Annotated in this window: 12 protein-coding genes; 8 read left to right on the top strand and 4 right to left on the bottom strand. The window is 51.2% G+C overall.

The genetic code is table 11. The features are described from left to right. Positions 1 to 14 precede the first annotated feature (14 nt). Complete coding sequence (locus tag CCY32_RS16310; protein ID WP_088332621.1) at positions 15 to 710, top strand: 4'-phosphopantetheinyl transferase superfamily protein; 696 nt, start codon at positions 15 to 17, stop codon at positions 708 to 710. Here the strand turns inward: CCY32_RS16310 and CCY32_RS16305 are convergent. Genes CCY32_RS16305 through CCY32_RS16295 form a run of 3 tightly spaced genes read right to left on the bottom strand, consistent with a single transcriptional unit; the run spans position 707 to position 3,089 of the window. Beyond that, positions 707 to 1,375 (bottom strand): SAM-dependent methyltransferase, encoded by a 669-nt coding sequence (locus CCY32_RS16305; protein WP_088332619.1) that lies wholly within the window; start codon positions 1,373 to 1,375, stop codon positions 707 to 709. The genes CCY32_RS16310 and CCY32_RS16305 overlap by 4 nt on opposite strands. Beyond that, positions 1,375 to 2,145 carry an ABC transporter permease gene (locus tag CCY32_RS16300; protein WP_088332617.1) on the bottom strand — a complete coding sequence of 257 codons (771 nt, stop codon included), beginning with the start codon at positions 2,143 to 2,145 and terminating at the stop codon, positions 1,375 to 1,377. The genes CCY32_RS16305 and CCY32_RS16300 overlap by 1 nt, the downstream gene beginning before the upstream one ends. After that, positions 2,145 to 3,089 carry an ABC transporter ATP-binding protein gene (locus tag CCY32_RS16295; protein WP_088332615.1) on the bottom strand — a complete coding sequence of 315 codons (945 nt, stop codon included), beginning with the start codon at positions 3,087 to 3,089 and terminating at the stop codon, positions 2,145 to 2,147. The genes CCY32_RS16300 and CCY32_RS16295 overlap by 1 nt, the downstream gene beginning before the upstream one ends. 186 nt (positions 3,090 to 3,275) lie before the next feature. On the opposite strand from CCY32_RS16295, the gene CCY32_RS16290 reads away from it, so the two are divergent. The 6 genes from CCY32_RS16290 (at position 3,276) to CCY32_RS16265 (ending at position 10,415) form a co-directional block, all read left to right on the top strand. Next, positions 3,276 to 3,872, top strand: coding sequence for a carboxymuconolactone decarboxylase family protein (locus tag CCY32_RS16290; RefSeq protein ID WP_088332613.1), 597 nt, complete (start codon positions 3,276 to 3,278; stop codon positions 3,870 to 3,872). Between the two features lie 110 nt (positions 3,873 to 3,982). After that, positions 3,983 to 4,759 (top strand): transporter substrate-binding domain-containing protein, encoded by a 777-nt coding sequence (locus tag CCY32_RS16285; protein WP_088332611.1) that lies wholly within the window; start codon positions 3,983 to 3,985, stop codon positions 4,757 to 4,759. A gap of 82 nt (positions 4,760 to 4,841) precedes the next feature. Continuing rightward, positions 4,842 to 5,333 (top strand): 5-(carboxyamino)imidazole ribonucleotide mutase, encoded by a 492-nt coding sequence (gene purE / locus CCY32_RS16280; RefSeq protein WP_088332609.1) that lies wholly within the window; start codon positions 4,842 to 4,844, stop codon positions 5,331 to 5,333. Next, positions 5,330 to 6,463 carry a 5-(carboxyamino)imidazole ribonucleotide synthase gene (locus CCY32_RS16275; protein ID WP_088332607.1) on the top strand — a complete coding sequence of 378 codons (1,134 nt, stop codon included), beginning with the start codon at positions 5,330 to 5,332 and terminating at the stop codon, positions 6,461 to 6,463. Before purE ends, CCY32_RS16275 begins: the two co-directional genes overlap by 4 nt. A gap of 45 nt (positions 6,464 to 6,508) precedes the next feature. After that, positions 6,509 to 7,366 carry a thioredoxin gene (trxA, locus tag CCY32_RS16270; protein WP_088332606.1) on the top strand — a complete coding sequence of 286 codons (858 nt, stop codon included), beginning with the start codon at positions 6,509 to 6,511 and terminating at the stop codon, positions 7,364 to 7,366. Positions 7,367 to 7,433: 67 nt separating this feature from the next. Further along, the gene (locus CCY32_RS16265; protein ID WP_168171558.1) at positions 7,434 to 10,415 is read left to right on the top strand and encodes a diguanylate cyclase; all 2,982 of its coding nucleotides are present in this window, start codon (positions 7,434 to 7,436) and stop codon (positions 10,413 to 10,415) included. A 7-nt stretch (positions 10,416 to 10,422) separates the two neighbouring features. On the opposite strand, the gene msrA is transcribed toward CCY32_RS16265, so the two are convergent. Beyond that, entirely contained in the window at positions 10,423 to 10,974 is a 552-nt protein-coding gene (msrA, locus tag CCY32_RS16260; RefSeq protein WP_088332602.1) for a peptide-methionine (S)-S-oxide reductase MsrA, read from the bottom strand. A 126-nt stretch (positions 10,975 to 11,100) separates the two neighbouring features. Between msrA and CCY32_RS16255 the strand changes: the two genes are divergently transcribed. Further along, positions 11,101 to 11,823, top strand: coding sequence for an SDR family NAD(P)-dependent oxidoreductase (locus CCY32_RS16255; protein WP_088332600.1), 723 nt, complete (start codon positions 11,101 to 11,103; stop codon positions 11,821 to 11,823). Positions 11,824 to 11,893: the final 70 nt, after the last annotated feature.

The following is an 11,893-nucleotide window of genomic DNA, read 5'->3' as shown; positions in this document are numbered from 1 at the left end:
GTTGGGGCGAGTTGATGAAAGATAAACAGGCCCCGGATTGTTTGCCGCTGCTTTTCAGTGAACCGAAAACGGGGACTGGATCCAGGCCTTCGGTATTCTTAGCTTTTACCCTGCAGCCAGCGCCCGAGGACTTTTTTAACAATGGCCTGACCCCACGGGAACAAGAGGATGTTGTGCGTCGGACCCAAAAAGGGCAGCGTCAGTTTTTGCAGAGTCGCTGGTTACTTAAACAGCTTGTTGGTTCTCAACTCGCCATAAGTGCTCAGCGATACTCCAGCTTATTTGAGCAGGACACTGGGAGGGTCGCATTAACCGGAGAGTTACAACTGCATAAATGGTGCGTGAGCCTGAGTCACAGTCATAACGCTTCGGCGGCAATCGTGTCGTCGGTGCCGTACACGCCTCTGGGTGTAGATGTTGAGTGGTTTAAGCCCTCTCGTCCTTGGGTGGAGATGGCTGATGTCTGCCTGGGGCCGGCAGAGTCAGAGCAATTAGCGCAGTTGCAGAAAGCGGAAGGTTTTTATCGCTATTGGACCCAGAAAGAAGCGTTAGCAAAGGCAACGGGAAAGGCTTTGTCAGAACTATTCCAGGTGGATAGCTCGGCGGTCGCCCGTGATCATGGACTCAGCCTGTATTCCTGTTATTGCGCGCAATACGCTGTTAGCTGCGTAATACCCCATGGTCACCATCTATATGCTTACCATGTTTAGTCGATTGAAGCGGTTAACTCCCAGGTTAGCTGACCGCTGTCACGATATTTTTTTTCAAAAGGCGTGATGGCCGCTTTAGCGTCATCACATTCATGCAACTCCGATGCGTATCCGGCAATTTGCAGCGCTTTGGAAAACTCTTCTAAATAAAGCTTCCAATTACTGCGTACGGTCATTTGTCCGCCTAGCTTGAGCAGATCGGCAAAAGCTGCGCTGCCATGCCAGCGTCTTTTGATGTGTGCGGATTTAGGCCAGGGGTTTGGATAGAGCAGATAGTGCTTGTGAAGACGCCAGCCATTTTGGTGTGCCAGTCGCCAGAAGTCGTTCAGATCCGCCCTCAGCACCAGATAATTCTGTGTTGTCGTAGCATAACCACGTTGATGTTTTTCTGTTCGTAGTGCGGATTTGTCGACCCCGATTATGCGTGCCTCGGGGTTGGCTCTGGCAATTTCTGCGGTGCTTTGTCCCACGCCGCAGCATGAGTCCAGAATCAATGGGCCCTGCCAGTTATCGAGCCACTGCTGAGCCTGTTCAAAGGCTGCTACCGTGTGCTCATTGAACGGCTTTTTTGATTCGCTGCGAAGGTGACGCTCTACCAGTTCAGTGAGCTTTTCATGGGGACCACTCTGGTTTGAGGTCACGGCCCTGGAATTGCCCGATGCCATTAACTACGAATTCCTACGCCACGGTTTATGAGGTTCCACGCCAGGGTGAAAAGTAACACATTAAAGCCGATTAATACGGCAACAGAGGTGCTGATGCCCACATCGGAGACACCTAAGAAACCGTAACGAAAGCCATTAACCATATACACGATAGGGTTGGCTTTACTCACCCATTGCCAGAATTCGGGGAGCAGGGTCAGGGAGTAAAAGACCCCGCCCAGATACGTCAGCGGGGTCAGCACGAAGGTGGGAATGACACTGATATCATCGAAGGTTTTAGCGAATATGGCGTTCACTAATCCTGCTGCGGCAAACAAGGTGGCAGTGAGCACCAGGGTCAGCAATAACATAATGGGGTTGTGGATTTGCAGCTCAACAAAAAACAGTGAGACCAGCGTGACCAGACCGCCAACCAGCAGCGCTCTGGTGACGCCACCACCAACATAACCAAGGATAATAATCCAGTTAGATACCGGCGCCACCAGTAACTCCTCGACGTTGCGCTGAAACTTTGCACTAAAAAATGAAGAGGACACATTGGAGTAGGAACTGGTGATCACTGCCATCATAATCAGACCGGGAACGATAAACTCCATGTAACTGAGGCCACCCATCTGACCGATACGACTGCCGATCAAATTACCAAAAATCACGAAATACAGGCTCATGGTTATAGCCGGGGGCACCAGTGTCTGCACCCAGATGCGTAAAAAACGGGTACACTCTTTAATCCAGATAGTGCGCAGGGCGGTAAACTGAAGGCTGTTCATTATGCATTCTCCTGCTTGGGGGCACTGGTCTGATCCCGCCCGTTTTCTACCAAACGGACAAACAGTTCTTCCAGCCGATTAGATTTGTTGCGCATGCTCAGCACCTGTACACCCTGATCAGAGAGCTGACTGAAGACGGCATTCAGGCCACTGGCTTTAGGCACATCTACTTCCAGGCTATGATCATCGACCTGTCTGAAATCAAAGTCCTTAAGGGTAGGCTTGATGCTATTGCCGGACAGATCCAAGACAAAGGTTTCCACATTGAGTTTTGACAGCAGACCCTTCATGCTGGTGTTTTCGATGATCTGACCTTTGTCGATAATGGCGATGTTGCGACACAGCATCTCGGCTTCTTCGAGGTAGTGGGTGGTAAGAATAATCGTGATGCCTTGTTGGTTAATCTTTTTAAGAAAGCGCCACATTGAACGGCGAATCTCGATATCCACACCCGCTGTAGGTTCGTCGAGAATAAGCATTTTGGGCTCGTGCATCAGCGCTCGGGCGATCATCAGACGGCGCTTCATTCCGCCCGACAGCTCCCTCGCCCGGGCGTTGCGCTTATCCCACAAATCCAGTTGTTTCAGGTACTTTTCTGCGCGCTGCTTGGCTAATGTCCGCGGTACGCCGTAATAGCCGGCCTGATTAACCACGATTTGCATAAGCGTTTCAAACTGATTGAAATTAAATTCCTGTGGTACCAGGCCGATGTGAGACTTGGCGTTGACTAAGTCGGTATCCAGGTCGTCACCAAAGATTTTTACTGAGCCGGAGGTTTTATTGATCAGGCTACTGATGATACCTATGGTGGTGGACTTACCGGCGCCATTAGGGCCCAGCAGTGCAAAAAAGTCGCCCTCCTGCACGCTCAGATCGACGCCTTTTAAGGCTTCTGTTCCACCGCGATAAACCTTACGTAAGGCATTGATTTGTAATGCTAGCATAGGGTGCCTCAGACACTGGATAGTATGGTTTTAGTTGCAGATCCCGCATCTGACAGCGGTCCTGGTGTTAACAGATGTTGTCAGCCTTTATTGGGCCGTTATTGACGATTTTCAAGCGATCACTGGCGAATCTCCTTGGCAGTGATAGTCTGACCAAAAACAGCCACAATAATGGAGAAGCTTCCAATGAGCCATATGTCCCCCCTACCAGCCCAGAGCCACCCCGAACTGGCAGACGATTTTGCCATATTTGAACGTATTCTTGGGTTTATTCCCAACAGCCTGCTGACCATGCAGCGCAAGCCAGAGATTGTCAAAGCCTTTGGCGCGTTGACCAAAGCCGTGATGGCAGAGGATGGCAAGGTGGACGCCGGCTTTAAGCGCATTCTTGCCCATTTTGCCAGCCGCGCAGCCGGATGCCGCTATTGTGAGGCGCATTCTCTGATAGCGGCAGGTTTGCATGATGTCAGCGATGAGAAAATTGCGGCCGTGTGGGAGTATCAGTCCAGTCCTCTGTATTCTGAAGCCGAGCGAGTGGCGCTGGATTTTGCTCTCGCTGCGGGCACGGTGCCCAATGGTGTGGATAATGCGTTGATGGAGAAGATGAGACTGTATTGGAACGAAGAGCAAATAGTAGAGATTCTGGCCGCCATCTCCTTGTATGGTTTTTTGAATCGCTGGAATGACTCCATGGCGACGGACCTAGAGCCGGCACCGCAGGCATTGGCGGAAAAAGTATTGAGCAAAGGAGGATGGCAAGCTGGTAAACACGGCAACGGGTAATCAGGATGGCCTGCTTTGAGTATCCGGTGCCGACAATGTCCTCGCCAGGGGATGTTGCCATTCTATAGGTTCTTTGCATAAGCTTAACTTAAACCTCTGTGAGGGCTGCGATGCGCTCGGTGATTAAAGTATTGGTGTTGGCCACAGTTTTTTTAAGTACTCAGATCCAGGCTAAAACCCTGGTGCTGGCGGCCGATCTGTGGTGTCCCTATAACTGTCAACCGGACAGTGACACCCCCGGTTTTATGGTGGAAATAGCCCGCAAGGTGTTTTCTCGCCATGATATGCAGGTGCAGTATCGTTTGGTGCCCTGGAGCCGTGCTGTGCAGAGTGCGCGTGATGGTGACGTGGATGCGGTTATCGGTGCCACCTTAAATGATGCGCCCGATTTTGTGTTTCCGCGCCTGGAGCAGGGGAAAATGCGCACCGCGTTGTGGGCCGCACCCGACCTGAGTTGGCGTTACCAGGGACTACCTTCTTTGTCAGAGGTGGTGCTGGGTGTGAGCGCAGGATACAGTTACGGACGGGCCATTGATGGCTACATCGCCGACCCTCTCAATCAGAACTTTATTCATGTGTTATTTGGAACGGCGCCGCTTGCTCAGGGCCTGAGAATGCTGGGTGCAGGACGTATCGATGTGATGGTGGAAGATGAGTCCGTTTTTCGCTTCTATGTCCGGCAACGACAAGAGTCTGCTGACTTTATCAATGTTGGATTTATTGAAAATCCCAACGCCGATACCGATGTGTATATTGCATTTTCACCGGCGAAATCCGACTCCCTGGAACTGGCTGAAATGTTAAGCGAGGGAATGGCTAGCTTACGGGCTTCAGGAGAATTGCATAAGATTCTCGAACGCTATGGACTCAGTGACTGGCGAGATTAGGACAGGTCCGTCTTTTGAGGTACAATTCCGCTTTTATTTTTGACTAAGAAGGGCGGGGGTCCTTCGAACCTGAGGAGCAAAAATGTCAAAAGTGGCAATTGTAATGGGATCTCAGTCTGACTGGCCAACAATGCAGCAGGCTGCATTAATGCTGAAGCAGTTGGGGGTTGAGTATCACGCCCAGGTGGTGTCGGCGCACCGCACACCGGATTTGCTGACAGAGTTTGCGGTAAATGCTGCCGATGAAGGTGTTGAAGTGATCATCGCCGGGGCCGGAGGCGCAGCGCATTTGCCGGGCATGATCGCCGCCCACACACACTTGCCTGTTTTTGGCGTACCGGTGAAGTCGCGCACCCTCAATGGTCTGGATTCGTTGCTATCCATCGTGCAGATGCCTAAAGGCGTGGCAGTGGGTACGCTGGCTATTGGCGATGCGGGCGCGGCCAATGCCGGTTTGCTGGCCGCTCAGATTGTTGCGCTGCACGATGAAAAGGTGAAACAGGCAGTGAAGGATTTCAGAACCACGCAAACGGATAAGGTGCTTGCCAGTCAGACCCTGGAGTTGCCCGAATGAGAGTACTGATATTTGGCTCGGGTCAGCTGGCAAGAATGATGTATCTGGCCGGTTGCCCATTAGGAATTGAGGTGTCAGCCGTTGACGTCAACTCCCAGAAGGTGGTGAATCCTGTGGATAAGCACCCCAGCCCGGTGAGCCTGGATCAGGCCATCGAAGATGCCGATGCCATTTCCGTAGAGTTTGAACATGTGCCGGAAGCGCTGTTAGAAAAAGCGCAGCGCAGCGGCAAACTGATGCCAGGTATGGAGGCTATTCTGACCGGTGCCGATAGGGTCAGAGAGAAGCGATTACTGGAAAGCTTAGGCATTGCAAATTGCGCGCATCGCATCGTCGATGATGTTGAGCAATTGGATAGCGTGGTGGATGAGCTGGGCAGTAAGCTGATCCTAAAAGCCAGTCGCGATGGCTATGACGGCTACGGCCAATGGAGGTTGCAGCACAGTGACGAATTACCCGGTTTAAAGCAACAGCTTGCAGAGCTGGATCTACAGAAAGTGCCTTTGGTGGTAGAAACGATGCTCGACTTTGATCGCGAAGTGTCACTGGTTGGCGTGCGCAGTCAAAACGGCGACGTCCGTTTTTATGATCTTGCGGAAAACCTGCATCATCAGGGGCAGCTTCATGTATCGTTGGCACCGGCTCCCCAGGTCAGCGATACACTTTGGACTCAGGCGAAAGAGACCTTTACTGCACTGGCCGATGCCCTCGACTATACCGGTGTGCTGGCAGTAGAGTTTTTTCAGGTAGGAGAGCAGTTGCTGGTCAACGAAATTGCACCCCGGGTTCACAATTCGGGGCACTGGACCATGCAGGGTGCCGATACCTGTCAATTTGAGAATCATCTTCGTGCAATCTGTGATCTGCCTTTGGGGGATACCAGTAGCCACGGTGTCAGCGCCATGATTAATATCATCGGATTTGCCTCTTTCAGTCACGACATGCTAGCCATCAGGGGATGTCATATGCACTGGTATGGCAAAGAGGTGCGTGAAAAGCGAAAAATGGGGCATTTTAACCTGGTGGGGAAGGGATACTCAGAACTGGCCGCTTCGATGCGAGCCCTGGCCGACTATCTGCCTCAGCGTCATTTTCCTCATCTGGTGACAAAGGCTCAGACGTTGTCTTAACAGACATTGATTAAAGACTGAAATACAACAAATAGAAGAGGGAAGATGGAGCAGCAAGCAAACAACATCGTCGATATTGACCTGGAGAACTTTCAATCCGTGATTCTGGAAGGTTCTCAGCACAAGCTGGTGATGGTGGACTTCTGGGCTGACTGGTGTGAGCCTTGTAAAAACCTTATGCCGGTATTGGAGAAGCTCGCCGCAGAACGGGCAAATGACGTCATTCTGGCAAAAGTAAACTGTGATGAGCAGCAGCAGATTGCCATGCAGTTTGGGGTACGCAGTCTGCCAACGGTGATCCTGGTGAAAGAGGGACAACCCGTTGATGGCTTCGCCGGTGTGCAGTCTGAAACAGAAATTCGGGCATTGTTAGAAAAGCATTTACCCAGTCCTGCAGATGCATTGCTGGAGCAATCCCGTCATGCTCTTTCTCAATCCGAGGTGGATCAGGCCTTCACGCTGGCGACGCAGGCATTGGAGCTGGAACCACAGCGCAGTGATATAAAATTTGTCTTAATTGAGTGCTACATTCAACTCAAACGGATTAACGAAGCCAGAGCCTTGCTTGAGAGTATTGGCCTGGTGGACCAGGATGCTACCTATCAGAGTCTTAAAGGGCGCATTGAACTGGCTGAAGAAGCCGCTGAGACGCCTGAGATTAAAGCGTTGCAGAAAGCCTTGTCGGAAAATCCCGATGATCTGGATGTTAAGGTGAAGCTGGCCGTACAGCTGCAGCAGGCAGGAAGAGCGGAAGAAGCTTTGCAGCTGTTACTGGAAGTATTGCGTCAGGACTTAAACTTTGGAGAAGCCCGTAAGCTCATGCTGGACAGCCTCAATGCCTTGCCGGAAGGAGACGCGCTGGCCAGTCAGTACCGAAGAAAACTTTACAGTTTGCTCTACTGACAGGTGGAGCCGTTTTTGCTGTAGCAATGATAGCCTGGTGAACGCAAAGGTAGTAAGGAAGAGGCAGATGAGGTTGAAAGCGAAAATTAACCTGTACAACATGCCAGGCCGCATAATCTGTACCTTTTTCTTATTACTAACGTTTTCTCAGTCAGTGGCCGCTCAGGGCAATCTGACAGACTTCTTCCAGGAAAGCTGGACCACCCGTGATGGCCTGCCTCACAACACTATCAACAGTATCCAACAAACCGAAGATGGCTACCTCTGGTTCGCCACGTGGGAAGGTGTGGTGCGTTTTAATGGTCGGCACATGGAGGTGTTTGTGCGTGGAGAGCGCACAGGGCTGCCTGACACGGGGACCTTTACTTTGGCTAAAAACTGCCAGGGTAACTTACTGGTCGCCAGTGCCAGAGGCGGTCTCAGTCAGGTTCGTGCAGACAAGTGGCTGGCCGAGGCGCCTTTGCCCTCTATGATTCGCTCATTGCATTGTGATGCGTCAGACAATCTCTGGATGGGCACAGACAATGCCGGTGTGATAAGACAGAGCGCTGAGGGTGAGCGTAAGACATTTGCTACCACAGAAGGGCTAACTAACGAGCGTGTGTATAGCCTGATGAGTGATGTCCAGGGGGCAATATGGGTTGGAACAGCCGGCGGTTTATTTCGTATTGTTGGCGATAACGCTGAGGCGATTCGCGCAGGTGGCAACTACGAGGGACTGCCCCGTGGCCCTGTCTTTGCCCTGAAACGGGATGTGAATGGCAGAGTGCTGATAGGCACAGAGAGTGGTGTTTATCGGCTTGAGAACAAGCGCTTTATTCCACTACACCCCGACTTGTCTGAGGTTGCTGCACTGGAGATGCTGGTAGAAGACGATGGTACCATTTGGATTGGCACGGTCGAAAACGGGCTGTACCGTTTCAGAGACAGGAAACTTGAGCATTTGTCTGCCGAGCAGGGCCTGCTCAATAACCGTATTACCGCATTATTTATAGACCGCGAAGGCAGTCTCTGGCTGGGCACCAACGGTGGACTATTTCGGCTCCGGGATGCTCCATTCTCCGCCCTGACCGAAGAAAAGGGGCTCAGTGACAACTTTGTCCGGACGCTTCTGCAGGCCCGGGATGGCAGCATTTATATTGGTACCAGTCGTGGGTTAAACCGCTATCACAATGGCAACTTACAGATCCTCAAGGGCGATATTGTCAGTAACAGTGTGCTGAGCCTGGCACAGGCGCCGGACGATGCGATTTGGGTCGGCGCGTACACTCAAGGACTTGCCCGCGTTGAGAATGGAAAAGTGGATAAGGTGTTCACGCGTAAGGAGGGGCTCTCCTCAAACGAAGTAAGGGCAATTTTACCCATAACAGACACGCAACTGTGGGTTGGAACCGTTAACGGACTGAATGTGATTGACGACTCCGTTGTGACCACTTTTGCATTACAGCATGAGCTGCCCAGCCAATTTATTTCTGCATTACTGCATGCACCGGATGGACGAATCTGGATTGCGACAGCAAAAGGACTCGCTTACGTAAAAAATGGCTCCCTGAATGTGTTGGATCTGCGCTCGCTCGATGAGGCTGAATTTATCTTTGGTCTGTATCAGCAGCCAGACAATCAGGCGCTTTGGGCGGCCAGTGACAGGGGGCTACTGCGTTATGACTATGCCAGTGAATCAGTCAGTCTGATCGGCATGCAAGCCGGGCTGCCTTTTGACAAGTATTTTCAGATAGTGGAAGACCTGCAAGGTTTTCTCTGGGTCAGCAGTAATCGCGGCATTATAAGGGTAAACAAAGAGCAGGCAACTGAAGTGGCGCTGGGCAAACGGCAAACTCTGGACTACAGCCTTTTTGGCGAGTCCGATGGTATGGTGAGCTCGCAGGCAAATGGTGGGTCGACACCTGCAGCCATGCGCACTGCCGATGGCAGTATCTGGTTCGCAACGGCGAAAGGAGTCGCCAGGGTACAGCCACAAAGGCTGTCGGAATTTTCTGCCATCGTGCCTCCTGCCGTGATTGAAAGTGTGGTGGCAGATGGTAAGTCTTATCAGCCAGCCAGCATGCCTGTGTTACCCGCCGGGACGAACAGAATTGAAATTCGTTATGCGGGACTCGGTTTTATCATGCCCACCAAGATTCAGTACCGAACCCTGTTAGAAGGCTTCGATGAGGATTGGGTTTACCGTAACACCCATACCAGCAGTGAATTTACCAATTTGCCGCCTGGTGAATACGAATTTAAGGTGATGGCAGCCTACCCGGAAGGCGCATGGAGCAAACAAAGGACGGTACAATTTGTTATCGAACCTTTTTTCTGGCAAAGAACGGAATTCTGGGGACTCATCATTGTGCTGGCGGTGGCCTTGCTGTCAGCATTGATAAAGTGGCGTCTGGTGAGTTTGCAGCGTGCGGCCCACACCCTCAAATTGAAGGTGGATGAGCAAACAGCAGAATTGCGTGAGAAAGCTGAGTCGTTGCAGCAGGCCGATGAGGAAAAATCGAGGCTGTTGGAAAAAATTCGTCAACAATCGGAAGACTATGAACGCCAGGCACGCCAGGATTCATTAACGGGCTTAGGCAACCGACGGGCTTTTGATGAAGACCTGCATCGGGAGTGGTCTCGTATGAAACGCCATCAGAGCCCGTTGTGTCTGATTTTATTGGATTTGGATTACTTCAAAAAAGTGAACGACAAGTTTTCACATGCGGTGGGTGACAAAATTCTGGTGAAGGTTGCGCAATGTATTCGCGACAACAGCCGCGAGGAGGACAGGTTGGCACGGTGGGGCGGAGAAGAATTTGCTCTGCTGTTGCCCAATACGGACATGCAGGATGCCCGGGCGCTGGCGGAGCGTTTGCGACATGCGATCAGCGTGCTGGATTGCAGCGCACTGATCGGCAATATCAGTCTCACAGGAAGTATTGGCCTGGCCCAGGCACATGAGAGTGAAGAAACAGAAGCTTTGCTGCATCGAGCGGACAATGCACTCTACCAGGCCAAAGATGAGGGGCGTAACAGGGTCTGTGAGGCCCCTTCTTTAGCATAAAGGCGAGCTAATGTTGCGACGCCTTTAAGCGATCGGCGAATTTCTTGCGAAACTTAGCCAGTTTTGGCGCCACCACCATATTACAGTAAGTGTTTTGCGGATTATTAGCAAAATAGTCCTGATGGTAGTCTTCTGCCTGATAGTAGTTATTCACTTCTGTTACTTCAGTAACAATTTTTTCCGGCCATATTTGCTGCTGCTCAAGTGATTCAATTAAAGCCAGGGCTTGCTGCTTCTGGTTGTCATTGTGGTAGAAAATCACACTGCGGTATTGAGGACCCACATCGTTACCCTGGCGGTTGAGTTGTGTTGGGTCATGCAGGGCGAAAAAGATCTCTAACAATTCTTCATAACTGATCTCGTCGGCATCAAAGTTAACCCGCACTACTTCGGCATGTCCGGTATCGCCCTGGCATGTTTGCTCGTAAGACGGATTTTCCACGTGACCGCCGGCGTAGCCGCAGTAGGCAGATTCAATGCCAGTTAACGCATTCAATGCCGATTCAAGGCACCAGAAGCAGCCCCCTCCCAATGTTGCCTGCTGTAGGTTCTTCGCCATGTTTGTCTCCAAAAAGATGCCTTAGGGTAGAGTCTTAGATATTGGACTGAACACGCTGGGAATCAAGTCATCCGAACAGAACTTTTGTGCGTATCAACACACGTTGTCTTTCATTAAGGATGTAAGGTGAGTAAAAACATACTGGTAATAGGAGCCGGTGGCGGAATAGGTCATGAAGTTATCAGGCAGCTTGTTGCAGAGGATCCGTCATCGTGTATTTTTGCCGTCAGTCGCCAGCAGACCTTGAGTGTTCCATCCGGGGTTGAACGGTTGCAGCTGGCTGAACATACGGATGCCGGTATTGCGGAGCTTTGTGCAGCACTGTCTGAAAAGGTCAGCCATTTCCATCGTATTATTTGTTGTACGGGGGTTTTGCACGAGGGAGATCTGCAACCGGAGAAAAAGTTAGAACAACTGGACGCCGCCAGTCTGCAGCGGTATTTCGCCGTCAACACCATTATTCCTTCACTGTGGCTTAAACACCTGCCGGGTTTGCTGGATAAAAAAGAGGCTTCGGTGATTACCTTCCTCAGTGCCCGTGTTGGCAGCATCAGTGACAACAAATTGGGAGGATGGTACGGATACAGGGCGTCAAAAGCTGCCCTGAATATGCTGATAAAAACCGCACAGGTGGAGTATCGGCGAAGACGTCCACAGGCGATTCTGATGAGCTACCATCCCGGTACGGTAGACACGGCGCTGTCACAACCTTTTCAGGCGAATGTGCCACAGCACAAGTTGTTTAGTCGCCAGCAGGCGGCTGGCTATTTGCTTAAACAGTTAGAGGGACTGTCGCCTGATAAGGCGCCGTACTACCTGGACTGGCAGGGAAATACCATTGAATGGTAAAGGCTTTGTTTAAATAAATCCTCTGCGCCTGAAAGACATTTTGTTACCCTGCTGTTAATATCCGCTTTGA

Origin of the sequence: Lacimicrobium sp. SS2-24, assembly GCF_002201535.1 — a bacterium.
Classification (GTDB): Bacteria; Pseudomonadota; Gammaproteobacteria; order Enterobacterales; family Alteromonadaceae; genus Lacimicrobium.
Note: the sequence above shows the minus strand (reverse complement) of the source record. Positions and strands in the feature narration are given on the sequence as shown.